The organism is Pseudomonas sp. 9Ag, assembly GCF_902506445.1.
Classification (GTDB): Bacteria; Pseudomonadota; Gammaproteobacteria; order Pseudomonadales; family Pseudomonadaceae; genus Stutzerimonas; species Stutzerimonas stutzeri_AB.
The window spans coordinates 3,025,690-3,051,056 of sequence record NZ_LR733836.1 but is presented as its reverse complement, the minus strand read 5'-3'; the positions used below and the strand labels follow the sequence as shown (position 1 = coordinate 3,051,056).

Sequence of the window (25,367 nt, the reverse complement as noted above, 5' to 3'; positions counted from 1 at the left end):
GCTCCCGGCCGCCTGGCCGTCGACGCATGACGGATGCCTATGAACCCGAATTTTCTCGATTTCGAACAGCCGATCGCCGACCTGCAAGCCAAGATCGAAGAATTGCGCCTGGTTGGTAATGATAACTCGCTGAACATTGGCGATGAGATTGCCCGCCTGCAGGACAAGAGCGAGTCGCTCACCGAGAGCATCTTCGGCAATCTCACCAGTTGGCAGATCGCTCGTCTGGCCCGACACCCGCAGCGCCCTTACACGCTGGATTACATCAAACACCTGTTCACCGAGTTCGAAGAGCTGCATGGCGATCGCCATTTCTCCGATGACGCCGCAATCGTCGGTGGTACGGCTCGCTTGAACGGCGAGCCGGTGATGATCATCGGTCATCAGAAAGGTCGAGAGGTCCGCGAAAAGGTGCGTCGTAATTTCGGTATGCCCCGTCCTGAGGGCTATCGCAAGGCGTGCCGCCTGATGGAATTGGCCGAGCGCTTCAAGATGCCGATCCTCACCTTCATCGACACACCTGGCGCCTATCCGGGTATCGATGCTGAAGAGCGCAACCAGAGCGAGGCAATTGCCTGGAACCTGCGGGTCATGGCACGGCTGAAAACCCCCATCATCGCCACGGTGATCGGCGAGGGTGGTTCCGGTGGTGCGCTGGCTATTGGCGTTTGCGACCAGCTGAACATGCTGCAGTACTCGACTTATGCGGTCATTTCGCCTGAAGGCTGCGCCTCCATTCTATGGCGGACTGCTGACAAGGCGCCGGAAGCTGCCGAGGCGATGGGTGTAACCGCTGAGCGTTTGAAGAATCTCGGTATCGTCGACAAGGTCGTACCCGAGCCGCTGGGCGGCGCCCATCGTAATCCGGCGGCGATCGCGGCGTCGCTGCGTGACGAGTTGACCGTTCAGCTCGACATGCTCAAAGGGCTCGATACCGAGGCCCTGCTGGCGCGGCGTTACGAGCGTCTGATGAGCTACGGCATTGCCTGATAATTAGGTGGCCGATGAGCGAAACGGCGGGCTTTCCCGCCGTTTTCGTGTCTGAGCCTTTCGCTTTGCCAGATTGTTTCAGCGCCCCACTGATTCCGTGCAATTGGCTAGCGTTCGTCCATATCCAGCTTATGCTGACCTTCGTTTATTCTGAGCTGCAATCAGATGTCTCTCGAGTCTCGGCTGCTTGATGCATTGCAACCATGGCGTACCGCGCCGCGCTGGCGTGTGGCTTTGTCCGGTGGGCTGGACTCCACCGCGCTGCTGCATCTATTGGTGCGCTTATCGAGTCGCGAACATCTCCCGCCAATAAGCGCAATCCATATCCACCATGGTTTGCAGCCTGCAGCCGAGGGTTGGCCGGAGAACTGCCGGTCCATCTGCCGAAGCCTCGGCATTGAGTTGCAGGTTGTGCGGGTACGGGTGGAGCCTGGTCCGAGCCTCGAAAGCGCCGCGCGAGCTGCGCGATATGCGGCTTTCAGCGAGTGCTTGAACACAGCCGACGTGCTTTTCACGGGTCAGCATCGAGACGATCAGGCGGAGACCCTGGTCTTTCGCCTGCTGCGTGGCGCGGGGGTGCGTGGCCTTGCCAGCATGCCAGCAGTACGCGCGCTGGGTGAGGGCTGGCTTGTGCGGCCTTTACTCAATGCCTCGCGTGAAGAGCTGGAGGCCTACGCGCGAGCGCAGGGCCTCAGCTGGGTCGAGGACCCAAGCAACCAATGCACCGAACATGCGCGAAACTTTCTTCGTCATCGTGTCATGCCAGTACTCCGGCAGCGCTGGCCTCGAGCCGTGGAAAATATGGCGCGCGCCGCCGGGCATCTGGGCGAGGCACAGCAGTTGCTGGATGAGCTCGCCGAAATTGATCTGCGCAAAGCTCATGCGCCTTGCCGGTATCAGTGGTTACCGATGCCGAAGCTCTCGTTGTTGTCACTCGAATCGCTCAGTCCCGCTCGTCAGCGCAATGCGTTGCGCTATTGGTTGGCTGATCTGACGGCGCTTCCCGATAGCGATCATTGGGCTGGCTGGGATGCGTTGCGCGATGCCGCTCCGGATGCCGCTCCGGTCTGGCGCTTGGCTGCTGGCGAGCTGCACAGAGGCGATGGTTGCCTCTGGTGGTTATCGGGGCCCTGGTTGGCCACCATGGCGGGGCCAGTCGACTGGCCGCAGCCGAGCACTGACCTGCAGCTGCCCGGCAACGGCCTCCTGCGCCTGAGCGGCTACGCTGGGCAGGGCTTGCTGCAGGTGCGCTATCGTCAGGGCGGCGAGTCACTGAGAATTCCTAACCGTGGCCGGCGTGACCTCAAGCGGTTGCTCAATGAGGCTGGCGTGCCAGGTTTCGTGCGCTCGCGTCTACCGCTGCTGTTTCTAGACGGTGAGCTCATTGCGGTCGCCAATCTGCCGCAGTTCGATGCCCAAGCCCTGTCGCTGCAGTGGTCGCCGCCGGCCGACGCTAGGTTTGAGCTGGTAGGGTCTTTCGAGTAGACTACGCTCCCGTCCCAACACAGCTTCTGCGGCTTTCTTCGAAAACCGTGGCAGTTGAGCTATTGCCGCCTCAGGCGCGATGGCACCTTCGCTTTTCCCCGGCGGCGCTGACCGCTTAACGCAGACTTCTAGGGTTTTTCATGACGCGCTACATCTTCGTCACGGGTGGTGTTGTTTCTTCATTGGGGAAAGGCATCGCCTCGGCTTCATTGGCGGCCATCCTGGAGGCGCGGGGCCTGAAGGTCACGATGCTCAAGTTGGACCCTTACATCAACGTCGATCCGGGCACCATGAGCCCGTTCCAGCACGGTGAGGTGTTCGTCACCCACGACGGCGCCGAGACCGATCTAGATCTGGGCCATTACGAGCGGTTCATCCGCACCACGATGACCAAGAGCAACAACTTCACCACCGGCCGCGTCTACGAAGATGTACTGCGTCGCGAGCGCCGTGGTGACTACCTGGGCGCCACCATTCAGGTGATTCCGCACATCACTGACGAAATCAAGCGCCGCATCATCAAAGGCGCTGGCGATGCTGACGTCGCGCTGGTGGAGGTTGGCGGCACGGTCGGCGACATCGAGTCGCAACCCTTTCTTGAGGCAATCCGCCAGCTTCGCGTCGAAGTGGGCGCGAAACGCGCGATGCTGATGCACCTGACGCTGGTCCCTTATATCGCCACGGCTGGTGAAACCAAGACCAAGCCAACCCAGCATTCGGTCAAGGAGCTGCGCTCCATCGGTCTGCAGCCGGATGTACTGGTATGCCGCTCCGACCATCCGATCGACGTCTCCTCACGGCGCAAGATTGCACTGTTTACTAACGTCGAAGAGCGCGCGGTGATCAGCCTTGAAGACGTTGACACCATCTACAAGATCCCTGGCGTGCTGCATGCTCAGGGGCTGGACGACTTTGTGGTTGAGCGCTTCGGTCTGGAGTGCGGCGGCGCCGATCTGTCCGAATGGGATCGTGTGGTCGACGCCAAGCTGAACCCGGAGCGGGAAGTCACCATTGCCATGGTCGGCAAGTACATGGAACTTCTGGATGCGTACAAATCTCTGATCGAGGCAATGAGCCACGCTGGCATCCAGAGCCGTACCAAAGTGAACCTTCGCTACATTGATTCCGAAGACATCGAAAACCAGGGCACCAGCCTGCTGGAAGGCATGGATGCGATCCTGGTTCCGGGTGGTTTCGGGCTGCGCGGCGTGGAAGGCAAGATCGCCACCGTCAAATATGCTCGCGAGAACAAGATTCCTTACCTCGGCATCTGCCTCGGCATGCAGGTTGCGGTGATCGAGTTCGCTCGTGACGTGCTTGGCTGGACCGACGCCAATTCCACCGAGTTCGACAAGGACAGCACCCATCCGGTCGTGGGTCTGATCACCGAGTGGGAAGATGCCACCGGTGCTGTGGAAACCCGCAGCGATGCGTCAGACCTGGGTGGCACCATGCGTTTGGGTGCGCAGGAATGCGGTCTGGAGGCAGGCTCCAATGTGTTCGCCTGCTACGGCAAGGAGCGCATCATCGAGCGTCATCGCCATCGCTATGAAGTGAACAATAACCTACTGCCGCAACTGCAGGCCGCTGGCCTGAAGATCACCGGTCGCTCCGGTGACGGCGCGTTGGTCGAAGTGGTCGAGGCGCCAGATCATCCCTGGTTCGTGGCCTGCCAGTTCCACCCTGAATTCACATCCACACCGCGCGACGGTCATCCGCTGTTCAGTGGCTTCGTCAAGGCAGCGCTGGATTACAAGGCGGGCAAGGCATGAGTCAGAAGACCATTCGCGTCGGCAGTATCGAGATCGGCAACGACAAGCCATTCGTGTTGTTTGGCGGGATGAACGTGCTGGAGTCTCGCGATCTTGCACTGCAGATATGCGAAACCTATGTAACGGTCACCGAGAAACTCGGTATTCCCTATATCTTCAAGGCCAGCTTCGACAAGGCCAATCGCTCCTCGATCAACTCCTTCCGAGGCCCTGGCCTGGAAGAGGGGATGCGCATCTTTGAAGAAGTGAAGAAGACCTTCGGCGTTCCGGTGATCACCGACGTTCACGAGCCTCACCAGGCACAGCCGGTGGCCGAGGTGTGCGACATCATTCAGCTGCCGGCCTTCCTCTCGCGCCAGACCGATCTGGTGGTGGCGATGGCGAAGACCGGTGCGGTGATCAATATCAAGAAGGCGCAATTCCTCGCGCCGCAGGAAATGAAGCACATCCTCACCAAGTGTGAAGAAGCCGGCAATGATCAACTGATTCTCTGCGAACGCGGCTCCTCATTTGGCTACAACAACCTGGTCGTCGACATGCTCGGCTTCGACATCATGAAGCGGATGCAATATCCGGTGATCTTCGATGTCACACATGCGCTGCAGATGCCGGGTGGCCGCGCCGACTCGGCTGGCGGTCGTCGCGCACAGGTTACCGATCTGGCCAAGGCCGGTCTCAGCCAGGGGCTGGCCGGGTTGTTCCTTGAGGCCCATCCGGATCCGGAAAATGCCAAGTGCGATGGTCCTTGTGCATTGCGTTTGGACAAGCTCGAACCCTTCCTCACCCAGCTCAAGCAGCTGGATGATCTGATCAAGAATTTTGCGCCAATCGAAACTGCTTGAAGCCTTGAAGCTATCTACGGAGTGTTAATAAAAATGGCAAAGATCGTCGACATCAAAGGGCGTGAGGTTCTCGACTCCCGTGGCAATCCCACTGTTGAAGCGGACGTTATCCTGGATAACGGCATTACCGGCAGCGCCTGTGCGCCGTCCGGTGCTTCCACTGGGTCCCGCGAGGCGCTGGAACTGCGCGATGGCGACAAGAGCCGTTACATGGGCAAGGGTGTGCTGAAGGCTGTCGGCAACATCAATGGCCCTATCCGTGATCTGCTGCTGGGCAAGGACCCGCTGGATCAGAAGGCGCTGGACCGCGCCATGATCGAACTGGACGGTACCGAAAACAAAGCCTCGCTGGGAGCCAACGCCATTCTTGCCGTGTCGTTGGCTGCTGCCAAAGCCGCTGCGCAGGACCAGGATCTGCCGCTCTACGCGCACATTGCCAACCTCAATGGCACGCCGGGTGAGTACTCCATGCCGGTGCCGATGATGAACATCATCAACGGTGGTGAACATGCCGACAACAATGTCGACATTCAGGAGTTCATGGTTCAGCCCGTCGGCGCCAAGACCTTCGCTGATGCGCTGCGCATGGGCGCCGAAATCTTCCACCACCTGAAAGCCGTGTTGAAGGCCCGTGGCCTGAGCACTTCGGTTGGTGACGAAGGTGGATTCGCACCGAACCTGGCATCCAACGAAGACGCCCTGGCAGCCATCGCAGAAGCGGTGGCTAACGCCGGTTATACGCTGGGCGATGACGTCACCCTGGCGCTTGATTGCGCTTCCAGCGAGTTCTTCGAGAACGGTAAGTACGACCTCGCCGGCGAAGGCAAAGTCTTCGACGCCGCCGGTTTTGCTGACTACCTGGCGGGCCTGGCCGAGCGCTACCCGATCATCTCCATCGAAGACGGCATGGACGAGTCCGACTGGGCTGGCTGGAAGGTTCTGACCGACAAGATCGGTAGCAAAGTTCAGCTGGTGGGCGACGACCTGTTCGTAACCAACACCAAGATCCTCAAGGAAGGCATCGAGAAGGGCATCGGTAACTCGATCCTGATCAAGTTCAACCAGATCGGCTCGCTGACCGAAACCCTGGAAGCCATCCAGATGGCCAAGGCTGCTGGATACACGGCGGTGATTTCGCACCGCTCTGGCGAAACCGAAGACAGCACCATCGCCGACTTGGCAGTAGGAACTGCTGCCGGCCAGATCAAGACTGGTTCACTGTGCCGCTCGGACCGGGTGTCCAAGTACAACCAGCTGCTTCGTATCGAAGAGCAGCTTGGCGGAAAAGCGGCTTACAAGGGACGTGCCGAGTTTCGCGGCTAATCTGGCTATCGCTAGAAAAGCTGGGGCATGCTAGAAAAGGGCGGCGTTAGTCGCCCTTTTTTGTGGATAACGGTCAGCGCTGTTAAGGTCGCCGCACGGCGATGCGCTAGCCAGCAAAGGAAAGCCGGGCCATGTCGCTGACCGCCGCTTATACAACGTCACTGGAAACCAATCGAATTCGATCCATGCCCTCCATGCGCAGTCCCTACTGGTTGTTTGTTGTCCTGATTCTGCTCCTGGGTGGCTTGCAGTATCGCCTGTGGGTGGGCGAGGGCAGCCTCGCCCAGGTCAGCGGGCTGAACAAACAGATCGCTGAGCAGCAGGGCGAGAACCAGCGGTTGCTTGAGCGCAACCGAATTCTTGAAGCCGAGGTCAGAGAGCTCAAGCAGGGTATGGAAACTGTGGAAGAGCGTGCTCGGCATGAGTTGGGCATGGTCAAAGAGGGCGAAACTCTCTTTCAGCTCACCGAATGAGTGCAAACAATCTCCCGTCTTACTGGGTCGTTATTCCGGCTGCCGGCATTGGCAGTCGCATGCGAGCCGACCGTCCCAAGCAGTATCTGCAGCTGGCTGGAAGGACGATCTTGGAACACACCCTGGATTGTTTCCTGGGTCATCCCCAGCTCATGGGACTGGTGGTTTGTCTGGCGCGTGATGATGCCTATTGGCCGGATCTCCCTTGCGCGATAGATCCGCGGGTTCACCGTGCCGATGGCGGTAGCGAGCGGGCCGACTCCGTGCTTGGCGGCCTGCGAAGACTGTCTGGCCTCGGTGCCACGGACAACGACTGGGTGCTGGTGCACGACGCCGCCAGACCCAACCTGACACTCACGGATCTTAATCAGCTGCTGGAGACCCTTGCCACAGATCCCGTTGGTGGGCTGCTCGCCGTGCCGGCGCGCGATACGCTCAAGCGTGCAGATACAGACGGCCGCATCCAGGAGACGGTTGATCGCAGCGTCATCTGGCAGGCGTTTACCCCACAGATGTTCCGGCTTGGGTCGTTGCGCGAGGCCTTGGCGGATGCGCTTGCTAGCGGGGTGGCGGTGACTGATGAAGCGTCCGCGCTTGAATGGGCCGGATACCACCCGCGTTTGATTGAAGGTCGGGCCGACAATCTGAAGATCACTCGTCCAGAGGATCTTCAATGGCTGGAGCAGCGCTGGAAATCGTGAGTCCAGCGCTGCTCAGAATGCTCGGCACAAAGTAAAGTCGATGCGCTCTGCATCGCAGCTCTAGAGGCGTTGCGATCAGTACCGATAGATTGCAGCGGCACCACTTTCAGTTGGCATGCGTTCGGTAGGCACAGCAATCACCTCGCCGCCTTGTTCCAGCGTCCATATCGTCAACTCGTCGAGCAGGTCGGGCGTCGTCGCGGTGTCATCTTCCACTGCGACCGCCTTACCCTGCTGCTTGTCCACAACTCCTGGAATCTGACGCTCCGCCTCCACCAGAAGCGTGGCAACGCGGCCTTCGAGTGTCGCCTGGCCGATCTGCTCAAGCTGGTCGGTAGCCAGTCCCTGACCGTGCGAGACGCCGTATTGGTTGATGAAGCCTTCCAGACGCTTGAGGTAGCGCGGCTGCATGACCATCCAGCTCTTTTGCCGAAGTTCGTCATGGCTCAGCAACGATGCATCGCTTTCGATCCCCTCCGAAAGCATGAACTCGTTGTGGCTGAGTTTGCGAAAGTGAAACTGATGCTCCGGCAATGCGGCGAGGATCAGCGGCAGTCGCGACTTGCGGCTGTGGTGCTCGAGAATTGCGCGGTCGACTTCACGGAAGAAACGCTCCCGGTCTCGATCGATTTCGTCTTGGCGGCCAGCGCCACCGCTTTCTACCTGCATTGGGTCGCCACGCTCGCTGGAGCGGCTGTAGCCTTGCGGGAAGCCGGTCTGCCCCTTCTCGGTCAGATCGCGCCCCAATGCTTCCTCAAGTGTTTTCGGTACCCCGTCGCCCAAGCGGACTTCGTCGATGCCGTCGCGGTTGCCTTCGAATAAACGAACCGAGTTGAGGGTGATCGCCAGTATCTGATAGCGATCAGCAGACTGCGCGATACGCAGTAGCGGCTTGAGGTGCATTCGATCATTGGCGACGGCGAGCTCGGGAACGCTGCGTTGCAAGCGGAATACTTCGAAATAATCCACCGCACCGAAGACGGCAAGTCCATCACGGTTGGAATTCCAGAAGTCGGGATCATTCATCAGGTCTTGGAACGGCTTAAGCAATGCTTTGGCCTGATCCCCCCGGCCTTGTTGCTTGAGCGAGTCTTCCAGCTCACGGACGAGGTGCTTGAAGCGAATCGGGTCCTGCTGACGCTCGGGGAAACTGCGGTGGGTGGGCTGATAAAGTGACAGGCAGGGCGCTTCGCGTTTTGCCAGCAGTTGGGACATGGTTTCTCGATCGAGCAATCTGTTCATGTACGGCCTCACTCGTTGTCAGATGGTTCGGTTCCTCACGGGTGACGATCGGCCCGCTTTGGCGGGTCGCATAGGCGGCGTTCAGTGGTGATTGAGTTTCTTGTCCAGCGCATGGGCTAGTGCGTGGTTTAGCTTTTCGGCACAGCCGTCGATAGCCATATTCAGCGAGTCCGCCTTGTGGCTGGTCGAGATGGGCTCGTGCCCTTTGACGCGTGCTTCCATCTGACAGCGCTTATCCTGCGGACCACTTTTGCCGCTGTTCTCGTCGTTGAGATGAACTTCGACTCGGGTCAGCTGATCGTCGAAGCGCTCCAGTTCGCTCTCGACCGTCGCCTTCACGTGCTCCTCAAGGTTGCTGGTCACGTCGACGCTATGATTGCTGTTCACCAGAATCTGCATGATGTCCTCCTGATTGAATGGCCGGCTCGCTCAAGCAGAGGGCCGGAGGCACCGGCTTCAGGATTTCGACGTGGTGGGTTAATTCGGGTTCCGCCTGACGCTGGCAGTCGGACGCGCGGCGCAGTCGCAACTCAATTGCGTTCGTTGCGGTATTCAGGGCGGCTTGCCAGGCCCTGCTTCAATGCCTGGATCAATAGCCGGACCTTTGGCAAGGGATAGCGCCGCTGCGGATAGACGGCCCATACGGCTGTATTCGGCGGCTGATAGGTTTCGAGCAAGGACACCAGTTCACCGCGGCGCAGCGGTTCCTGGACGTAATAGTCCGGTAGCTGGCATAGCCCGAAGCCCCGTAGTGCAGCGTCCAGCACCGCCTGGCCGCTGTTGCAACGCCAGTTGCCAGAGGGCTTGAAAGGCTGCTCGCGACCTTCGATCTGCAACGTCCAGGTATCAACGGTGCCTATCAGGCAATTGTGCCGCGCCAGCTCGGAAAGCGTGTGAGGCCGGCCGTAGCGCTCGAGGTAGCTCGGTGCGGCGCACAGATACATCGCCCGCGGGGCGATGCGCGTAGCGACCAGCCGTGATTCGCTGAGTCGGCCCAGGCGTATGGCCAGGTCGTAACCTTCCTGCACCAGATCGAGCGTGCGGTTGGACAATTCAATGTCGACCCGCAATTGAGGGTGCTGCGCCATGAATTCGTTTACCAGCGGCACGATGAAGCGTTCGCCGTACGCGACTGCAGCGGTCATCCGCAATAACCCTGTGGGGGCGGCATGCAGGTCGCTGATGGCGTGAAAGGCTTCGTCGCGCTCTTCGATCAAACGCTGGCAGCGAGAGAGGAAGGTATGGCCGGCTTCGGTCAGCGATACACGGCGGGTGGTGCGATAGAGCAAGCGGGCCTGCAGGCGTTCCTCAAGCCGCGCCACTTGCCGACTTACATGAGATGACGATACGCGCAGATGTTCGGCGGCGCGCATGAAGCTGCCCGCTTCAGCGACTGCCACGAATTCGTCCAAGCCTTCCCACCGGTTCATAAGCGATCCTTTCGGTAGAGGGCTGAATTAGCCCTGCCTGGCAATAATGTTTCCACGATCAGCTTATTAACCCTGTCTGCTGATAAAACTACACTGCGCTTCACCATTCATCCACGAGTAAAGCCAGCCATGACCATCAAGTCCCGTGCCGCAGTCGCGTTTGCCCCCAATCAGCCTCTGCAAATTGTCGAAGTGGACGTCGAGCCGCCCAAAGCTGGCGAGGTGCTGGTGCGCATCGTTGCGACTGGCGTCTGCCACACCGACGCTTACACGCTCTCCGGCGAAGACTCGGAAGGTGTCTTCCCATGCATCCTCGGTCACGAAGGTGGCGGCATCGTCGAAGCGGTCGGCGAGGGCGTTACCTCGGTGGCGGTGGGTGATCACGTGATCCCGCTGTACACCGCCGAATGCCGCCAGTGCAAATTCTGCAAATCCGGCAAGACCAACCTCTGCAGTTCGGTGCGCGCGACCCAGGGCAAGGGCCTGATGCCGGACGGCACCACGCGGTTTTCCTACAACGGCCAGCCGATTTACCACTACATGGGTACTTCGACGTTTTCCGAATACACCGTGTTGCCTGAGGTTTCGGTAGCGAAGATTCCCAAGGAAGCGCCACTGGACAAGGTCTGCCTGCTGGGTTGCGGCGTAACCACAGGGATCGGTGCGGTACTCAACACCGCCAAGGTTGAAGAGGGCGCGACTGTAGCGGTCTTCGGCCTGGGCGGCATCGGCCTGGCAGCGATCATCGGCGCAAAGATGGCCAAGGCCAGCCGAATCATCGCGATCGACATCAATCCGTCGAAGTTCGCCATCGCCGAAGAACTGGGCGCGACCGACTTCGTCAATCCGAAGGATTACGACAAGCCGATCCAGGAAGTCATCGTCGAGATGACCGATGGTGGCGTTGACTATTCATTCGAGTGTGTCGGCAACGTCCAGCTGATGCGCGCCGCGCTGGAATGTGCCCACAAGGGTTGGGGCGAATCGGTGATCATCGGTGTGGCCGGCGCGGGTCAGGAGATCAGCACTCGTCCGTTTCAGCTGGTCACGGGCCGCGTCTGGCGTGGCAGCGCCTTCGGCGGCGTCAAAGGGCGCACCGAATTGCCGGGCTATGTGGAGAAGGCTCAGACCGGTGAGATCCCGCTGGATACCTTCATCACCCACAACATGGGGCTGGACGAGATCAACCATGCGTTTGACCTGATGCATGAAGGCAAGAGCATTCGGACCGTCATCCACTATTGACTTCGCATGTCGGGCCGTGGTGCTTTGCCTTGCCTGGCGAACACCACCGGCCCGCTTCAGGAGGGCCCATGAGCCTCGAGAATATTTCCTGCCAGAAGAGCTTCGGTGGCTGGCACAAGCGCTATCGCCACCGCTCTGCCAGCTTGAACTGCGATATGGTGTTTGCCGTATACCTGCCGCCTCAGGCGGAGCAGGGCGAAAAGCTGCCTGTGCTGTACTGGCTGTCCGGCCTGACCTGTACCGATGAAAACTTCATGCAGAAAGCGGGTGCGCATCGACTTGCAGCAGAACTTGGTTTGATCATCGTCGCGCCAGATACCAGCCCGCGCGGGCCTGATGTGCCTGATGATCCTGATGCCGCTTATGACTTCGGTCTAGGGGCGGGTTTCTACCTCAATGCGACTCAGGATCCATGGGCCCAGCATTACCGTATGCACGACTACGTGGTTGATGAGCTGCCTGCGCTGATCGAGGCAAACTTCCCGGTCTCTGATAAGCGCGGCATCAGCGGACACTCCATGGGCGGTCACGGTGCGCTGGTGTGCGCCTTGAAGAATCCTGGCCGCTACCAGTCGCTGTCGGCCTTCGCGCCGATCACCAATCCGGCCGACTGTCCGTGGGGTGAAAAGGCCTTTTCCAATTACCTCGGTGAAGATCGCTCTCGCTGGCGTGAATGGGATGCCTGCGCCTTGATCGCCAAGGCGCAGGAGAAGTTGCCGATACTGGTCGACCAGGGTGATCGTGATGACTTCATGGTCAACCAGTTGAAGCCTGAGGCGTTGGTATCAGCCGCAAGAGCGGCGGATCATCCGCTGACGATGCGTACCCAGCCTGGCTACGATCACAGCTACTTCTTCATCAGCAGCTTTATCGACGATCATTTGCGTCATCATGCGCAGGCGCTGAAGGCTTGAGGTGTGTTGCGTTTGCCGTTGAGCTGGCTGTTTTGCGATAGCAGAACCTTTTCTCTCGGGGCGGTGCGCTTACCACTGATGGCTTTCACGGTGGATAGATCGCTGCAGCGTTGCCGACAGCGCAAATGCCCCAGGCCTATCGATGCAAGGCGTTGCGCGTCATTAGCGGCAAGCACAAAAAAGGCCCGACCGGTTACCCGGTCGGGCCTTCCATCGCAAGGAGCTAGAGCGATGGATAATCGGTGAAACCTTCGGCACCTTTCGCATAGAACAACTCAGGCCGAGGCTCGTTGAGCGGAGCGTCCTTGCGTAAGCGTTCGACCAGGTCGGGGTTGGCGATGTACGGAATGCCGAATGCAACCGCGTCGGCCTTGCCTTCTTCAAGCCAGGCGTTGGCCTGTTCTTTGGTAAAGCGCTCGTTGGCGATGTAGACGCCGCCGAAGATTTCCTTCAATTGCGGTCCGAGGCTGTCCTCGCCGGCTTTCTCACGAGTGCAGATAAAGGCGATACCGCGCTTGCCCAGCTCACTCGCGACATAACCGAAGGTTTCTGCACGATTGGAGTCGCCCATGTCGTGAGCGTCGGCTCGTGGGGCCAGGTGCACGCCCACGCGGCCAGCGCCCCAGACCCCAACCGCAGCGTCCGTGACTTCCAGCAGGAGACGTGCACGGTTTTCCAGTGATCCGCCGTACTGATCGGTGCGCTGGTTGGTGCTGTCCTGAAGGAACTGGTCGAGTAGGTAACCGTTGGCACCGTGAATTTCTACGCCGTCGAAACCTGCTTCCCGGGCATTTTCAGCCCCCTTGCGGTAAGCCTCGACGATGCCGGCGATTTCTTCGGTCTCGAGTGCGCGTGGGGTTTCGAAGTCCTTCATCGGCCTGACCAGGCTGACATGACCGGCGGGCTTGATGGCACTAGGGGCGACCGGTAGCTGGCCGTCCAGGTATAACGGGTCGGAAATTCGGCCGACATGCCAGAGCTGCAGCACGATCTTGCCGCCCTTGGCGTGGACCGCATCGGTTACCTTCCTCCAGCCCTGTACCTGCTCGGCCGACCAAATACCGGGGGTGTCCGGGTAGCCGACGCCCATCGGTGTGACCGAGGTGGCTTCGCTGATGATCAGGCCTGCGTCGGCCCGCTGGGTGTAGTATTCGGCGATCAGGTCACCCGGTACGCGGCCAGGCTCAGCGCGGCAACGGGTCAGCGGGGCCATAATGATGCGGTTGGCCAGTTCCAGTTCGCCAATCTTGATCGGGTCGAAAAGTGTGGGCATAGCGATGCTGCTCCTTACAAGGTGAGGACTGCGAAGCTCAGAGTTCACGGCCAAGACGGGTTACGAGGGCTTCGATAGCCGGTTCATTGCGTTTGAAAAAATGCCACTGACCGACCTTGCGGTTGGTGATCAGTCCCGCTCGTTGCAGTGTTGCCAGATGGGCCGAAACCGTGGACTGCGACAGCCCGGCGCGCTGGTCGATCTGCCCGGCGCACACACCGTTTTCAAGCGAATGGTGCTGCTCGGAAAAATAGCGTTGCGGCTCTTTCAGCCAAGCCAGAATCTCCCGCCGCAACGGGTGGGCAATTGCCTTGAGCATGTCGTCCAGTTCTTCGGGCATGGTGTCGTCCGGTTCGTATATCGCGATGAGGCGAACTATATATCGGTAAAAAACGATATGAGATCGATTCGGTTGATGGTGGTTATCGTTGATATTGATCTGCAGGGTTCCTACCGCTGCGGCTTCAATGGTTGCTGCTGTCCTGTAGAATCGCGAGCTGATCTTTTCGAGGGCATATGACTATGCGAATCGGCCACGGCTACGACGTGCATCGTTTTGGTGAGGGCGACTTCGTTACCCTCGGCGGGGTACAGATTTCTCACAGGTTCGGACTGCTCGCGCATTCGGACGGTGACGTGTTGCTGCACGCCCTGAGCGATGCATTGCTTGGCGCGGCGGCGCTTGGTGATATCGGTAAGCACTTCCCGGACACCGATCCGGCCTTCAAGGGGGCCGATAGCCGCGTCCTGCTGCGTCATGTGCTCAAACAGGTGCAAAGCAAGGGCTGGAAGGTTGGCAACATTGACGCCACCATCGTTGCCCAGGCACCCAAGATGGCTCCACATATCGAGGCCATGCGAACCCTGATCGCCGAAGACCTGCAAGTCGACCTGGATCAGGTCAACGTCAAGGCCACCACTACCGAGAAGCTTGGTTTTACCGGACGTGAAGAAGGCATTGCCGTGCATGCCGTCGCGCTGCTGGTCGGCGCATGACCGAGGATCAGTTGCTCGGCCCAACGGCACATGGCGGGGCCTGTGGCTCCGCCGTGCTCAAGGCTGTGGCGGAGGACTTCCAGGTCGACGAGGTGCTCGACATCCCTTTGTCTGGTGCCGGTGAGCATCTTTGGCTCTGGGTGGAAAAGCGCAACCTCAACACGGAGGAGGCTGCGCGTCGCCTGGCGCGGGCTGCTGGCGTTCCGGTGCGCAATATCAGCTATGCCGGCTTGAAAGATCGTCAGGCTCTGACCCGCCAGTGGTTCAGTCTGCATCTGCCGGGCAAAGCTGATCCTGCACTGGCCGGGGCCGAAAACGAAACCCTGACGATTCTCCAGAGCGGCCGTCATCAGCGAAAACTGCAGCGCGGTGCCCATTCGGCCAATGGCTTTACCCTTCGCTTGACGGAACTGAAAGCCGACCACGCCGAACTCGATGCGCGTCTCGAGCGAATCAAGAGGGAAGGTGTCCCCAACTATTTTGGCCTGCAGCGCTTCGGTCATGAGGGAGGAAATGTCCACGGCGCCCGCGAGTATGCGGATAGGCAAGAGCTTCCGGTACAGCGCAATCTCCGCTCGCGTCTGCTATCGGCGGGGCGTAGTTATCTGTTCAATCGAGTGTTAGCTGAACGAGTTGCGGCGGGTAGTTGGAATCAGGCGCGGGTCGGTGATCTGCTGGCCTTCACCGACAGCCGCAGCTTCTTTCCTGCCGGCGAGGCTGAATGCAGCGATCCACGGCTGGCCGTGCTGGATCTGCATCCGACCGGTCCGCTCTGGGGCGCCGGTGAGTCGCCCGCCTCGGGCGATGTTCAAGCACTGGAGATGCAGGTTGCCGCAACGGAGCCGTCAATCGCCAAGTGGCTCGCAGAAGCCGGAATGAAGCATGAACGGCGCATTCTTCGCCTCCCAATGGGCGGCTTGTCGTGGCATTATCCCGAGCCTGACATTCTGCAACTTGAATTCGTCCTGCCGACCGGATGCTTTGCCACTGCTGTGGTGCGCGAACTGGTCAGCCTGGCAGGGCAGACGGACATCTGATGCGTATTCTGATCGCCAACGACGACGGGGTGTATGCACCTGGGCTCGCCGCGCTTTATGACGCGCTGGCGGATTATGCCGAGTGCAGGGTGGTGGCCCCAATCCAGGACATGAGTGGCGCCAGCAGTGCGCTGACCCTGGATCGCCCGCTTCATACCACGATCATGCCGAATGGTTTTATCGGCGTGAACGGCACGCCGACGGATTGTGTTCACCTGGGCATCAACGGCCTGCTGGAAGACGTGCCCGACATGGTGGTTTCAGGTATTAATCTGGGCGCCAATCTAGGCGACGACGTGCTGTATTCCGGTACTGTCGCCGCAGCCATCGAAGGGCGATTCACCGGTAAGCCCGCGTTCGCTTTTTCCCTGGTGTCGCGGCTGACCGATAACCTGCCTACAGCCGCCTACGTCGCGCGCAAGCTGGTCGAGCATCAGGCCTCGCTTGAGCTCCCTCCGCGTACGGTGTTGAGTGTCAATGTTCCAAACCTGCCGCTGGATCACCTGCGCGGCATCCAGCTGACGCGCCTGGGCCATCGAAGCAGGGCCAAGCCGCCTGTGAAGCAGGCTAATCCGCGTGGCAAGGATGGTTACTGGATTTCGGTGGCTGGGGACGTTGAAGACGGCGGGCCAGGCACCGATTTTCATGCGGTAATGCAGGGCTACGTTTCGATTACGCCATTGCAGTTGGACCGAACCTTTCATGAGGCCTTCGATGGCCTCAACAGTTGGCTGGAGGGCGTGTTGTGAACCGCGGATCCGATGACCTGCTGCGCCACGGCACTGGGATGACCTCGCAACGCACTCGTGACCGACTGATTCAGCGGCTCTACGAGGAAGGGTTGTCAGACCCTCGCGTGCTTGAGGTGATTCGGCGCACGCCGCGCCACCTGTTCGTTGATGAAGCACTGTCTCACCGCGCCTACGAAGACACCGCGCTGCCTATCGGCCATAACCAGACCATCTCGCAGCCCTTCATGGTGGCGCGTATGAGTGAACTGCTGTTGGCTGACGGCCCATTGGACAAGGTGCTGGAGATTGGCACGGGTTCCGGCTACCAGACAGCGGTATTGGCGCAGCTGGTGGAGCGGGTGTTCTCCGTCGAGCGTATTCAGGCTCTGCAGGATCGCGCCAAAGAGCGCCTGGTCGAACTCAAGTTGCGCAATGTGGTCTTTCGCTGGGGTGATGGCTGGGAGGGCTGGCCTGCGCTGGCTCCTTACAACGGCATCATCGTTACCGCGGCGGCAGCCGACGTGCCCCAGGCTCTGCTCGATCAACTGGCCCCCGGCGGACGGCTGGTGATTCCGGTCGGGGTTGGCGAAGTCCAGCAATTGATGCTGATCATTCGAGAGGAAGACGGTTTTTCCCGCCATTTGCTGGATACCGTGCGCTTCGTGCCGCTGCTCAATGGACCTGTAGTTTGATCACAGCGGATGGAAGCATGAAAAACGCGTTGCTGTTGTACGCCAAAGGCATGGCGATGGGTGCGGCTGATGTGGTGCCCGGCGTCTCGGGCGGAACCGTGGCATTCATAACCGGAATCTACGATGAATTGCTGCGCTCCATCGGTGCGGTGCCAAACGCCATCCCGGCTTTGTTGAAGGGGCGCATCGCCGAAGCATGGCGCATCGCCAACGCTAGCTTTCTACTGGTGCTGTTCGCCGGCATTCTGACCAGTGTGCTCAGCCTGGCGAAATTGATTACCTATCTGCTCGAGCAGCATCCGATTCCGGTGTGGTCTTTCTTCTTTGGTCTGATTCTGGTTTCCGTGCATTTAGTCAGCAAGGAAATCCAGCGTCGCAACCTGTCGCGGTTGGTCAGTTTGTGTCTTGGCGTCGGTTTTGCCTACTGGATTACTGTTGCCGCGCCCATGCAGTGGAGTACCAGCAGCGTCAGCCTGTTTTTTGCTGGCGCCATCGCCATCTGCGCCATGATCCTGCCGGGTATATCCGGAAGCTTCATTCTGGTGCTGCTCGGCCTTTACCCCGTGGTTCTAGGCGCAGTCAAAGCCTTGGATCTGGGTGTCATGTTGACCTTTGCCGCCGGTTGCCTGGTCGGCTTGTTGAGCTTTGCACGTGTCCTGAGCTGGGTCCTGCGCCTCTGGCGCGACCTCACTCTGGCGTTTCTTACCGGACTGATGCTTGGTTCGCTGAACAAGGTTTGGCCATGGAAAGAAACGCTCACCTGGCGCACCAACTCGCACGGTGAACAAGTGCCGCTGCTGGAGCAGAACCTCCTGCCGGGCGCCTATGGCGATCTGACCGGGCAGGATCCGCAGCTTTTGCTGGCGATCTTGCTCGCGGTAGCCGGTATCGCCCTGGTGCTTGGGTTGGAGTGGTTTGCCGGACGTCACCAGCCAGTCACGCAAAGCGTCTGAACCGACTTTGTCGATCTTAGGGAGCGGGTATTGAAGCTCACAGCCAGCACGCGGTGGATACGCAGTTCCTCATTCCGTTGCGCGCTTGTCGCCTTGTTGGCGGGTTCGTTATTGGCCGGGTGCGCCAGCTCGCCTTCAGGCGGCGTGAGCGTCGTAGACCGTAATAGCCGGGACCGTGTCACCAGCGGCCATTACACGGTTCAGCGCGGCGACTCACTTTGGTCGATTGCTTTCCGCTTTGGCTGGGATTGGCGCGACCTGGCACGGGTGAACAATATCCGTCCGCCGCATGTCATCTATCCGGGTCAGACGATTCGCTTCAGTGGCCAGGCGCCCCGTGCCGTTGCCGCTCGTCCGGAAACCAAAACCCCGCCTCCTGTCCCCCGCACGCCAACCATTGTCACCAACCCGGTGCCAACGCCGCCTCCTTTGACGCGCCCCAGCGCACCGGCGGCCAGACCTGCCGCGCCGAGTACTCCTATCAAGGCAGTGACCCGGTCTGCAAGCGGTTGGGCCTGGCCTGCAGGGGGGGGTGTGATCGGTCGATTTTCCTCAAACGGAAGTTTGAATAAAGGCATTGATATCGCCGGGGAATTAGGACAGCCTGTTTTAGCTGCTTCTGATGGGGCTGTTGTGTACGCCGGCAGTGGTTTACGGGGTTACGGCGAACTTGTGATCATCAAGCACAGCGATACCTATGTAAGTGCCTACGGCCATAACCGCAGGCTGCTGGTTCAGGAGGGTCAACAAGTCAAAGCTGGGCAGACCATTGCCGAGATGGGATCGACTGGAACCGACCGGGTGAAACTGCACTTTGAGATTCGCCGCCAAGGCAAGCCTGTAGATCCGCTGCAATACCTGCCAAAGCGATGATTTGATTCAACCTGTTCCGGCCCTAGGAGGGGCTTGAGCGATGCCAGGGAACGCGTGACGCCCAAGCCTGTTGTCGAACTCAGAACAGGAAAACAATAATGGCTCTCAAAAAAGAAGTGCCGGAGTTTGACGTAGACGATGCTGTTCTACTCATGGAACCGTCTCTGAATGTAGATCCGGATGCCGAGATCTCCCGAGTCGGTTCAGGTGGCACCAAGTCCAAGACCGCAACGGTCAAGCAACACAAATTCATCGATTACACTCGCGCGCTCGACGCCACCCAGCTTTACCTCAACGAAATTGGTTTTTCCCCACTGCTGACGCCGGAGCAGGAAGTGCACTTCGCGCGTCTTGCACAGAAGGGCGATCCGGCGGGCCGCAAGCGCATGATCGAGAGTAATTTGCGGCTGGTCGTGAAGATCGCGCGGCGCTACGTCAATCGCGGTCTGTCCTTGCTGGATCTGGTGGAGGAAGGCAATCTCGGCCTAATTCGCGCGGTCGAGAAGTTCGATCCAGAGCGTGGTTTCCGCTTCTCGACCTACGCCACCTGGTGGATCAGGCAGACGATCGAGCGGGCGATCATGAATCAGACTCGGACCATTCGTTTGCCGATTCATGTGGTCAAGGAGCTGAACGTGTACTTGCGTGCCGCACGCGAGCTCACTCAGAAACTTGATCACGAGCCCAGCCCGGAAGAGATCGCCAACCTGCTTGAAAAGCCGGTTGCTGAGGTCAAGCGCATGCTGGGGCTGAACGAGCGGGTGACCTCTGTAGACGTCTCGTTAGGCCCTGACACTGACAAGACGTTGCTGGATACTCTGACGGATGACCGGCCGAGCGATCCGTGCGAGCTGTTGCTTGACGACGATCTATCCGAGAGCATCGATCAATGGCTTTCCGACTTGACCGAGAAACAGCGGGAAGTGGTTATTCGACGCTTTGGTCTGCGGGGCCATGAAAGCTGCACGCTGGAGGAGGTTGGCCAGGAAATTGGCTTAACGCGTGAGCGGGTTCGGCAGATCCAGGTCGAAGCACTCAAGCGCCTGCGTGAGATTCTGGAGCGCAACGGCCTCTCCAGTGAGTCGCTATTCCGCTAGCCCCTTTTGCTCTCTGCTCCTTACCTGCTAGGTAAGGAGCACGTCGCTCTTCCCGTCATAGTCTGTCGCGGTACCTTGTCCGGCTGTTATGAAAAGAGGGCAGCATTAACTCCGTTGCTATGATTTCCCCATAGGCGATCCGTTGTGTAGGTATTTGCTTACAAGCTTTGTAAGCCAAGCCTGCAAGGCCGGCCGAGTGGATCGCTATAGGGAGAAAAAATTATTGATAACACTATGTTTTTATTGGGAAATTTAATTTTGTCGAATGATGGCATCGTTGCCACCATGCATTTTCCACAGTTGCCGTTGTCGCGCAAAGCTCTAATATTGCAACTGTGTTCAGGGACAAGCACAGCCGGCATGGATGTCGAGCAGGATCAACCGCTGGAAGCGGTTTCATCAGGACGATGAGTAGGAAAAAAAAGGAAGTAGGGAAGGAGGCGGGCGGGGGTTAACCCCCGCCCCTTTTTTTTGCCTGGCATTTTTGTTGGGGCGGTGCGCGAACCACTGCATGGGTAGACGGCCTAACAGCCATAACCTATTCAGAGGAGCAAACCATGAACGGCAACGAACGTAATCAACCGGCCCAGCCTGGGCGGGATGAAGAAGATCCGGTTAAACGTAATCCCGATGAGGCTGATGACGATCAGCTGGATGAGGCCCTCGAAGAGACTTTCCCTGCGAGTGACCCTATATCTCCGTAACAGCTGGCCGGCGCCCTTCCGTTAGTCTGTAAGCAGCCTATGGCGCAAGGCGGGAAGTACCTGCTCTCGCAGTAAGGGCGCTAGGTGTTCCTGGCGCTCTGCATTTAGATCCAGCCATTTCAGCGCGTCTATTTCCGCCTGTGGCGTTACCGCGCTTTCCAGGCGGGTGAAGTAGACGTCAGCTTCCACCCAATGATCCGGCTCGTTGGCTGCCCTTGACTGGAAATGGCCGAGTGAGTCTAGCAACGACGGGTCTATCCGCAGGCCCAGTTCTTCGAGCAACTCCCTCTCAACTGCTTGCTGAGGCGTTTCGCCTGCTTCGATTTTGCCACCTGGCAACATGAACGCTTGGGTGCCGCGCTTGCGGACAGTCAGGATGCGTCCCGCTTCATCAAGCAGGCAGGCCGTGGCGATTCTGAGAGTGGTGAAAGTCATCGGGTGCTCTCGTTTTCGTGACATAGCGCCACGAGGTTTTTGTGTCGGTTGTACCGCTGCAAGCGGGAGGCGAGCGCCTCTGGCAATACAATGGCCTCAGCGAAGCCCAGTGATTCATAGAAAGGTACCGTCCTCGGTTCGCAAAACAGCCACACAGGCCCATCGCAGCCAGCCAGTGCCTGCGCAACCAGACGCCTTCCCAGCCCCTGGCCGCGGAGGTTCGGAGTGACCAGCAAGCCGGTAAGCCATTGCCCGTGGACTATGTCTGAAAGGCATAGGCCGGCAAGAATGTCCGAGTGTTCGGCGACCCAATAGCAGGCGCCAGCCGGCGCTCGCATATGGCTGCGATGGGCTCGGTAAAACTTGTTGAGTAAGGCTCGGCATTCACCGGGCAGCTGACGCAGCTGAACGGCTTCCAATAACAGTTCTCCATCTGTGTGCTGACGGATATTAACCGATGTTTATCTCGTCAACGGGCCAGCTGAGTTGGGCACCAATAGCATCGTTTTGGGTGCTGGGTTCTAGGCCAACAGGCGGGTCGCTGCTCTAAAGCGGCGATCAAGTGGACAGCTTGTTGTTCTATGCCTGCCTGTGCGAAGGAAGCAGGGCAGGCACGACCGACTATGCCAAGTGAAGTCGTTCGATCCAGACCTATCTGACTCGTCCCGCTGCTATCTAGCGCAACTGGCAAAGCGCTTCACCAAAGCTGTGCTGTTGGGGGCAAGAATAAACATGTGATTGGAGCTCTTTGCTATGGCGGCCGTATTGGCCGTAACGTCGTAACGCCGTTTCGCTAGTTTGCCGTTTCGTTTGTTTAATACTAAAAAATAGTGTTTATCTGGCTGGTTCGTTAAGTAAAAAAATCATTAAATCCAACGACTTACGATGTATACCTAAAATAAAATGAACAGTCTCGGCGCGTTCCTGTCATTAACAGTGCGCATCAAATAAGTTGCGTATTCCGCCATAGTTAGCAACAACAAGAGGTGTTGTCATGAACAGACTTTTCAAAACTACCCTCCTGGTCGCCGCCATGCTTCCCGCTATTGCAGTTGCCGCTCCAGTGGCAGGTGATCGCGAAGTAACCTTGGGTGGTGCGGGCAGTAGCGATAAGGACTTCGACGATACAGTTTTCTCCCTACAGGGTAGTTGGGGTACATACCTGGACGAGTCCTCCATGTGGGGCGTACGGCAAACCGTGAATGCTCGGGATTCAGAAGGGGAAAGCGTGCAGTTCGACGGTTCCACCCGTGTGTTCTACGACTATCACTTCGGTAGCGGCAACACCCGTCCCTTCATCGGGGTGAGTGTCGGCGGGATTTACGGCGAGGAGGTTGATGAGACCTTCATGGGCGGTCCGGAAGTCGGTATCAAATACTGGGTACAGGACAAGACGTTCATCACTGCTATGGCCGAATATCAATTCCTCTTCAAAAGTGGAAGCGATGCGCGGGATCGTTACGATGACGGTGCGTTCTTTTACAGCGTCGGTATCGGCTACAACTACTGAGGCCTACGAGTGCGATGTTTAACCGCATCGCACTTGCTCTTTATGTCGAGCTAAAAAAGATTAATCCGTGCAGGCTTGCTTCATGGATAGAGAGACCCGATTGCTGGGCGAATAAGAGTCTTGCCGGTCCGCTTGAACGCGGCAACAAGTACTTCGCAGACCGGTTAATCTAGCTATCCAAAGATGACGCCGGGAATCGGACAATCTCGATGCCGCTTCCCTAGAAATCCTTCCGCATCACCGACTGCTTTGTTGCTCCACCGAGGCAACCGATCTTCTCTAACCACGTTGGCCGCGTAGCTCAGCGTGACCTAGCCAGTGTCGACTACGCAGGATTGACGCGGCGAGGCGCCAGAGACTCGGCCTCGTAGCAAACCGAGCTAGATCACAGTTGTGGTTAACTGTCCGGGGCATGCCGGCCGGCCGGCCTGAAGAATCCGTTCTGCAGGGACTCGCAGCTGAATCAACAAGTAGTCAGCAAACGCATCGGTATATCCCTGCCTGGCAATCGCCAGCTCCATGCATTTAAGCCAGGCATCGCGCTCGGCTTCGCCCACTGTCCAGCGAGTGTGGAACTGCGGAATGCTGATGCTGCCGTAGTGTTCCGCGTAGCGACGTGGGCCGCCCAGCCAGCCGCAAAGAAACGCAGCCAGCCTCTTGCGTGACTCGGCCAGATCGCGTGGGTACAGGTGGCGGACGCAGCGAGCGTCTTCGAGTTCGTCCATGATCAGGTAGAAGTCTTCGACCAGGCGAGCCAGGCCAGACTCGCCACCGGCTGCCTGGAATGAAGCATCGCCCGTACCAAACGGAACGTCAGTTGTAGTACTCATGTTAAGCCCTCGAAATGGCAGCGGGGCGGGGAGATTGATCCAGAGCAACGGATGCGGTTTTGGCACTCAAGCGCGCTTGGTTGATGGTCTATGCTGTCGTCAAATCCGGTTGGAGACTCGCTATGCGCAACATTCTTCTCGCTTATGACGGTTCGGACAATGCCAAGCGGGCATTGCAATACATCATCGATTTTGCCGCCGATGCGCCTAAGCCGCCGCAGGTACATGTGCTGAACGTACAGCAGGAGCCGGTGCTCTACGGCGAATTCGTTACCGCGGGTACGGTTGATGAGCTGAACCAGAGCTTTATCGACAAATCGAACCGTACTCTTGCAGATGCCGCTACCGCGCTGCAGACGGCCGGGATTCCACACCAGACTCACGCAATTCTGGGTAATGTGGCTGAGCAGGTTAATGATGCGGTGCAGCGCTTCGGCTGTGACACGGTGGTAATGGGCACCCGCGGTCTGGGTAGCTTTACCGGCATGCTGATGGGCTCGGTCGCCAATCGGGTCGTGCATGAAGTATCGGTGCCGGTCCTGCTGGTGAAGTAACCGGCGCCGCCATACCGGGCTGGACTCAGTCCGGTTTTTTCTTGAGGAGATCGCCCAGGTTGGCGAAGGCCTTGAAGGTCTCCTTCGGACCTAGGTCACCGCCTGGTTTCGACTCGGCGTAGTACTGATTGTCGGTGTAACGCGAGTGCTCGTTGTCGTGGCAGTACAGGCAGAGCAACTCCCAGTTCGAGCCGTCTTCCGGGTTGTTGTCGTGGTTGTGGTCCTTGTGATGGACCGTCAGCTCGCTCAGGCGCTTGCCTGAGAACTCCCTTGCGCAACGTCCGCAGACCCAGGGGTACATCTTCAGGGCCTTCTCACGATAACCCTGTTCGCGCTGTGCGTAGGGCGTATTGGGTTTGTTTGTACTCATCGCTGTGCCTCTAGCTCAACGGTTGCAGTGTTCGTTAGCCGGCCAGGCCGACATAGACATTCTGTACATCATCATGGGCGTCGATGGCGCTGAGAAAGGCTTCGACTTCTTCCAGTTCGGCCTCGGACAGCGTCGTGACGGGATTCTTCGGACGGTAGCCGAGCTGTGCCGACTGGACAGTGAAGCCATGCTCCGGCAGGGCCCGGCAGACCACGTCCATGTCGGTGGCATCGCTGATGAACAGTGTGGCACCGTCTTCAGCGGCTTCGAAATCTTGGGCGCCCGCTTCGATGGCGGCCAGTTCAGCATCGGCATCGGCGCTAGCCGGCGCTGCTTCGATCATGCCGCAGTGATCGAAATCCCAGGCGACCGAGCCGGAGGCGCCGAGCTGGCCCTTGCGAAACAGCACGCGGATCTCGGCCACAGTGCGGTTAACGTTGTCGGTCAGGCATTCGACGATCACCGGGACCTGATGAGGGGCGAAGCCTTCATAGGTGGTGCGCTCATAGTTGACGCTCTCCCCAAGCAAGCCCGCACCTTTCTTGATAGCGCGTTCCAGGGTCTCACGGGGCATCGAGGCCTTCTTGGCCTGCTCGACTACCAGGCGCAAGCGAGGGTTCATGTCCGGGTCAGCGCCGCTGCGGGCCGCGATCATGATTTCCTTGGACAGTTTGCCGAAGGTGCGTCCCTTGGCGTTGGCTGCCGCTTCCTTATGTTTCGCTTTCCACTGTGCGCCCATGAATGTTCTCGTGATTGGTGAAGTTGATGGAGATCGACTGACGGCGATTCTAGCCGTTGCGGCGGCAGCAGGCACGGGCCTCGCGCAACTCCAGGGATGCAGCAGGACGTATGGTGCGTCTGGCTGTCGACTGTAACGCCCAATTGCATGCCTGCT

29 protein-coding genes are annotated in these 25,367 nt (G+C 58.9%); 19 read left to right on the top strand and 10 right to left on the bottom strand.

Annotated features, from left to right (window positions below; translation table 11 throughout):
• Window positions 1-39: 39 nt before the first annotated feature.
• The 7 genes from ALTERO38_RS13765 to ispD all read left to right on the top strand — a co-directional run bounded on the left by ALTERO38_RS13765 (window position 40) and on the right by ispD (window position 7,586).
• Window positions 40-990: an acetyl-CoA carboxylase carboxyltransferase subunit alpha gene (locus ALTERO38_RS13765; RefSeq protein ID WP_102834881.1), complete on the top strand. Its 951-nt coding sequence runs from the start codon at window positions 40-42 to the stop codon at window positions 988-990.
• A 165-nt stretch (window positions 991-1,155) separates the two neighbouring features.
• Window positions 1,156-2,475, top strand: a complete 1,320-nt coding sequence (gene tilS, locus ALTERO38_RS13760) for a tRNA lysidine(34) synthetase TilS (RefSeq protein WP_159968721.1) — start codon at window positions 1,156-1,158, stop codon at window positions 2,473-2,475.
• A 140-nt stretch (window positions 2,476-2,615) separates the two neighbouring features.
• Window positions 2,616-4,247, top strand: a complete 1,632-nt coding sequence (locus ALTERO38_RS13755) for a CTP synthase (RefSeq protein ID WP_148924637.1) — start codon at window positions 2,616-2,618, stop codon at window positions 4,245-4,247.
• Entirely contained in the window at window positions 4,244-5,089 is an 846-nt protein-coding gene (kdsA, locus tag ALTERO38_RS13750; RefSeq protein WP_148924638.1) for a 3-deoxy-8-phosphooctulonate synthase, read from the top strand. Before ALTERO38_RS13755 ends, kdsA begins: the two co-directional genes overlap by 4 nt.
• Window positions 5,090-5,122: 33 nt before the next feature.
• The gene (gene eno, locus ALTERO38_RS13745; protein ID WP_102834877.1) at window positions 5,123-6,412 is read left to right on the top strand and encodes a phosphopyruvate hydratase; all 1,290 of its coding nucleotides are present in this window, start codon (window positions 5,123-5,125) and stop codon (window positions 6,410-6,412) included.
• Window positions 6,413-6,606: 194 nt separating this feature from the next.
• Window positions 6,607-6,885: a cell division protein FtsB gene (gene ftsB, locus ALTERO38_RS13740; RefSeq protein WP_073301032.1), complete on the top strand. Its 279-nt coding sequence runs from the start codon at window positions 6,607-6,609 to the stop codon at window positions 6,883-6,885.
• Window positions 6,882-7,586, top strand: coding sequence for a 2-C-methyl-D-erythritol 4-phosphate cytidylyltransferase (gene ispD, locus ALTERO38_RS13735; RefSeq protein ID WP_159968720.1), 705 nt, complete (start codon window positions 6,882-6,884; stop codon window positions 7,584-7,586). The genes ftsB and ispD overlap by 4 nt, the downstream gene beginning before the upstream one ends.
• Window positions 7,587-7,661: 75 nt before the next feature.
• On the opposite strand, the gene ALTERO38_RS13730 is transcribed toward ispD, so the two are convergent.
• The 3 genes from ALTERO38_RS13730 to ALTERO38_RS13720 form a co-directional block, all read right to left on the bottom strand.
• Window positions 7,662-8,828 (bottom strand): hypothetical protein, encoded by a 1,167-nt coding sequence (locus ALTERO38_RS13730; RefSeq protein WP_159968719.1) that lies wholly within the window; start codon window positions 8,826-8,828, stop codon window positions 7,662-7,664.
• 81 nt (window positions 8,829-8,909) lie between these two features.
• Entirely contained in the window at window positions 8,910-9,227 is a 318-nt protein-coding gene (gene hpf, locus ALTERO38_RS13725; RefSeq protein ID WP_102834874.1) for a ribosome hibernation-promoting factor, HPF/YfiA family, read from the bottom strand.
• A 131-nt stretch (window positions 9,228-9,358) separates the two neighbouring features.
• The gene (locus ALTERO38_RS13720; protein ID WP_102834873.1) at window positions 9,359-10,258 is read right to left on the bottom strand and encodes a LysR family transcriptional regulator; all 900 of its coding nucleotides are present in this window, start codon (window positions 10,256-10,258) and stop codon (window positions 9,359-9,361) included.
• A gap of 129 nt (window positions 10,259-10,387) precedes the next feature.
• Here ALTERO38_RS13720 and ALTERO38_RS13715 point away from each other — a divergent pair, with 129 nt between their 5' ends.
• Window positions 10,388-11,503: an S-(hydroxymethyl)glutathione dehydrogenase/class III alcohol dehydrogenase gene (locus ALTERO38_RS13715; protein WP_102834872.1), complete on the top strand. Its 1,116-nt coding sequence runs from the start codon at window positions 10,388-10,390 to the stop codon at window positions 11,501-11,503.
• A 68-nt stretch (window positions 11,504-11,571) separates the two neighbouring features.
• Complete coding sequence (gene fghA / locus ALTERO38_RS13710) at window positions 11,572-12,417, top strand: S-formylglutathione hydrolase (protein WP_148924642.1); 846 nt, start codon at window positions 11,572-11,574, stop codon at window positions 12,415-12,417.
• A 223-nt stretch (window positions 12,418-12,640) separates the two neighbouring features.
• On the opposite strand, the gene ALTERO38_RS13705 is transcribed toward fghA, so the two are convergent.
• Both ALTERO38_RS13705 and ALTERO38_RS13700 read right to left on the bottom strand, forming a co-directional pair.
• Complete coding sequence (locus ALTERO38_RS13705) at window positions 12,641-13,690, bottom strand: alkene reductase (protein ID WP_148924643.1); 1,050 nt, start codon at window positions 13,688-13,690, stop codon at window positions 12,641-12,643.
• A gap of 37 nt (window positions 13,691-13,727) precedes the next feature.
• Window positions 13,728-14,030 (bottom strand): helix-turn-helix transcriptional regulator, encoded by a 303-nt coding sequence (locus ALTERO38_RS13700; protein ID WP_102834869.1) that lies wholly within the window; start codon window positions 14,028-14,030, stop codon window positions 13,728-13,730.
• Between the two features lie 182 nt (window positions 14,031-14,212).
• On the opposite strand from ALTERO38_RS13700, the gene ispF reads away from it, so the two are divergent.
• From ispF to ALTERO38_RS13660, 8 genes are all read left to right on the top strand, one after another.
• Entirely contained in the window at window positions 14,213-14,686 is a 474-nt protein-coding gene (gene ispF, locus ALTERO38_RS13695) for a 2-C-methyl-D-erythritol 2,4-cyclodiphosphate synthase (protein ID WP_148925006.1), read from the top strand.
• Window positions 14,683-15,723 (top strand): tRNA pseudouridine(13) synthase TruD, encoded by a 1,041-nt coding sequence (gene truD / locus ALTERO38_RS13690; protein WP_148924645.1) that lies wholly within the window; start codon window positions 14,683-14,685, stop codon window positions 15,721-15,723. Before ispF ends, truD begins: the two co-directional genes overlap by 4 nt.
• Entirely contained in the window at window positions 15,723-16,472 is a 750-nt protein-coding gene (gene surE / locus ALTERO38_RS13685) for a 5'/3'-nucleotidase SurE (protein ID WP_148924646.1), read from the top strand. The genes truD and surE overlap by 1 nt, the downstream gene beginning before the upstream one ends.
• Window positions 16,473-16,510: 38 nt before the next feature.
• Window positions 16,511-17,146: a protein-L-isoaspartate(D-aspartate) O-methyltransferase gene (locus ALTERO38_RS13680; RefSeq protein ID WP_029404859.1), complete on the top strand. Its 636-nt coding sequence runs from the start codon at window positions 16,511-16,513 to the stop codon at window positions 17,144-17,146.
• 17 nt (window positions 17,147-17,163) lie between these two features.
• Window positions 17,164-18,099 carry a DUF368 domain-containing protein gene (locus ALTERO38_RS13675; protein ID WP_159968718.1) on the top strand — a complete coding sequence of 312 codons (936 nt, stop codon included), beginning with the start codon at window positions 17,164-17,166 and terminating at the stop codon, window positions 18,097-18,099.
• A 30-nt stretch (window positions 18,100-18,129) separates the two neighbouring features.
• Window positions 18,130-18,972, top strand: a complete 843-nt coding sequence (locus ALTERO38_RS13670) for a peptidoglycan DD-metalloendopeptidase family protein (RefSeq protein ID WP_372239377.1) — start codon at window positions 18,130-18,132, stop codon at window positions 18,970-18,972.
• Window positions 18,973-19,070: 98 nt separating this feature from the next.
• Window positions 19,071-20,069: an RNA polymerase sigma factor RpoS gene (rpoS, locus tag ALTERO38_RS13665; protein ID WP_102834865.1), complete on the top strand. Its 999-nt coding sequence runs from the start codon at window positions 19,071-19,073 to the stop codon at window positions 20,067-20,069.
• Between the two features lie 557 nt (window positions 20,070-20,626).
• Window positions 20,627-20,773, top strand: coding sequence for a hypothetical protein (locus ALTERO38_RS13660; protein WP_178114594.1), 147 nt, complete (start codon window positions 20,627-20,629; stop codon window positions 20,771-20,773).
• 21 nt (window positions 20,774-20,794) lie between these two features.
• Here the strand turns inward: ALTERO38_RS13660 and ALTERO38_RS21560 are convergent, their stop codons facing one another.
• On the bottom strand, window positions 20,795-21,208 hold the full coding sequence (locus tag ALTERO38_RS21560) for an NUDIX domain-containing protein (protein WP_256663900.1): 414 nt from the start codon (window positions 21,206-21,208) through the stop codon (window positions 20,795-20,797).
• A complete protein-coding gene (locus ALTERO38_RS21555; protein WP_256663946.1) occupies window positions 21,205-21,546 on the bottom strand; it encodes a GNAT family N-acetyltransferase in 342 nt (113 codons plus the stop codon). The genes ALTERO38_RS21560 and ALTERO38_RS21555 overlap by 4 nt, the downstream gene beginning before the upstream one ends.
• 656 nt (window positions 21,547-22,202) lie before the next feature.
• Here ALTERO38_RS21555 and ALTERO38_RS13650 point away from each other — a divergent pair.
• Entirely contained in the window at window positions 22,203-22,718 is a 516-nt protein-coding gene (locus ALTERO38_RS13650; RefSeq protein WP_102834864.1) for a hypothetical protein, read from the top strand.
• A 380-nt stretch (window positions 22,719-23,098) separates the two neighbouring features.
• On the opposite strand, the gene ALTERO38_RS13645 is transcribed toward ALTERO38_RS13650, so the two are convergent.
• A complete protein-coding gene (locus ALTERO38_RS13645; protein ID WP_148924648.1) occupies window positions 23,099-23,548 on the bottom strand; it encodes a group II truncated hemoglobin in 450 nt (149 codons plus the stop codon).
• A gap of 122 nt (window positions 23,549-23,670) precedes the next feature.
• Here ALTERO38_RS13645 and ALTERO38_RS13640 point away from each other — a divergent pair, with 122 nt between their 5' ends.
• Window positions 23,671-24,102 (top strand): universal stress protein, encoded by a 432-nt coding sequence (locus ALTERO38_RS13640; RefSeq protein ID WP_102834862.1) that lies wholly within the window; start codon window positions 23,671-23,673, stop codon window positions 24,100-24,102.
• 25 nt (window positions 24,103-24,127) lie between these two features.
• Here the strand turns inward: ALTERO38_RS13640 and ALTERO38_RS13635 are convergent, their stop codons facing one another.
• On the bottom strand, window positions 24,128-24,472 hold the full coding sequence (locus ALTERO38_RS13635) for a YajD family HNH nuclease (protein WP_148924649.1): 345 nt from the start codon (window positions 24,470-24,472) through the stop codon (window positions 24,128-24,130).
• A gap of 34 nt (window positions 24,473-24,506) precedes the next feature.
• Window positions 24,507-25,211, bottom strand: coding sequence for a YebC/PmpR family DNA-binding transcriptional regulator (locus ALTERO38_RS13630; protein WP_148924650.1), 705 nt, complete (start codon window positions 25,209-25,211; stop codon window positions 24,507-24,509).
• Between the last annotated feature and the right edge of the window lie 156 nt (window positions 25,212-25,367).

Coding starts and splice junctions, on each gene's coding strand:
- ALTERO38_RS13765 (WP_102834881.1), top strand. CDS start 40: ATGAACCCGAATTTTCTCGATTTCGAACAGCCGATCGCCGACCTGCAA.
- tilS (WP_159968721.1), top strand. CDS start 1,156: ATGTCTCTCGAGTCTCGGCTGCTTGATGCATTGCAACCATGGCGTACC.
- ALTERO38_RS13755 (WP_148924637.1), top strand. CDS start 2,616: ATGACGCGCTACATCTTCGTCACGGGTGGTGTTGTTTCTTCATTGGGG.
- kdsA (WP_148924638.1), top strand. CDS start 4,244: ATGAGTCAGAAGACCATTCGCGTCGGCAGTATCGAGATCGGCAACGAC.
- eno (WP_102834877.1), top strand. CDS start 5,123: ATGGCAAAGATCGTCGACATCAAAGGGCGTGAGGTTCTCGACTCCCGT.
- ftsB (WP_073301032.1), top strand. CDS start 6,607: ATGCGCAGTCCCTACTGGTTGTTTGTTGTCCTGATTCTGCTCCTGGGT.
- ispD (WP_159968720.1), top strand. CDS start 6,882: ATGAGTGCAAACAATCTCCCGTCTTACTGGGTCGTTATTCCGGCTGCC.
- ALTERO38_RS13730 (WP_159968719.1), bottom strand. CDS start 8,828: ATGAACAGATTGCTCGATCGAGAAACCATGTCCCAACTGCTGGCAAAA.
- hpf (WP_102834874.1), bottom strand. CDS start 9,227: ATGCAGATTCTGGTGAACAGCAATCATAGCGTCGACGTGACCAGCAAC.
- ALTERO38_RS13720 (WP_102834873.1), bottom strand. CDS start 10,258: ATGAACCGGTGGGAAGGCTTGGACGAATTCGTGGCAGTCGCTGAAGCG.
- ALTERO38_RS13715 (WP_102834872.1), top strand. CDS start 10,388: ATGACCATCAAGTCCCGTGCCGCAGTCGCGTTTGCCCCCAATCAGCCT.
- fghA (WP_148924642.1), top strand. CDS start 11,572: ATGAGCCTCGAGAATATTTCCTGCCAGAAGAGCTTCGGTGGCTGGCAC.
- ALTERO38_RS13705 (WP_148924643.1), bottom strand. CDS start 13,690: ATGCCCACACTTTTCGACCCGATCAAGATTGGCGAACTGGAACTGGCC.
- ALTERO38_RS13700 (WP_102834869.1), bottom strand. CDS start 14,030: ATGCCCGAAGAACTGGACGACATGCTCAAGGCAATTGCCCACCCGTTG.
- ispF (WP_148925006.1), top strand. CDS start 14,213: ATGCGAATCGGCCACGGCTACGACGTGCATCGTTTTGGTGAGGGCGAC.
- truD (WP_148924645.1), top strand. CDS start 14,683: ATGACCGAGGATCAGTTGCTCGGCCCAACGGCACATGGCGGGGCCTGT.
- surE (WP_148924646.1), top strand. CDS start 15,723: ATGCGTATTCTGATCGCCAACGACGACGGGGTGTATGCACCTGGGCTC.
- ALTERO38_RS13680 (WP_029404859.1), top strand. CDS start 16,511: ATGACCTCGCAACGCACTCGTGACCGACTGATTCAGCGGCTCTACGAG.
- ALTERO38_RS13675 (WP_159968718.1), top strand. CDS start 17,164: ATGAAAAACGCGTTGCTGTTGTACGCCAAAGGCATGGCGATGGGTGCG.
- rpoS (WP_102834865.1), top strand. CDS start 19,071: ATGGCTCTCAAAAAAGAAGTGCCGGAGTTTGACGTAGACGATGCTGTT.
- ALTERO38_RS13660 (WP_178114594.1), top strand. CDS start 20,627: ATGAACGGCAACGAACGTAATCAACCGGCCCAGCCTGGGCGGGATGAA.
- ALTERO38_RS21560 (WP_256663900.1), bottom strand. CDS start 21,208: ATGACTTTCACCACTCTCAGAATCGCCACGGCCTGCCTGCTTGATGAA.
- ALTERO38_RS21555 (WP_256663946.1), bottom strand. CDS start 21,546: ATGCGAGCGCCGGCTGGCGCCTGCTATTGGGTCGCCGAACACTCGGAC.
- ALTERO38_RS13650 (WP_102834864.1), top strand. CDS start 22,203: ATGAACAGACTTTTCAAAACTACCCTCCTGGTCGCCGCCATGCTTCCC.
- ALTERO38_RS13645 (WP_148924648.1), bottom strand. CDS start 23,548: ATGAGTACTACAACTGACGTTCCGTTTGGTACGGGCGATGCTTCATTC.
- ALTERO38_RS13640 (WP_102834862.1), top strand. CDS start 23,671: ATGCGCAACATTCTTCTCGCTTATGACGGTTCGGACAATGCCAAGCGG.
- ALTERO38_RS13635 (WP_148924649.1), bottom strand. CDS start 24,472: ATGAGTACAAACAAACCCAATACGCCCTACGCACAGCGCGAACAGGGT.
- ALTERO38_RS13630 (WP_148924650.1), bottom strand. CDS start 25,211: ATGGGCGCACAGTGGAAAGCGAAACATAAGGAAGCGGCAGCCAACGCC.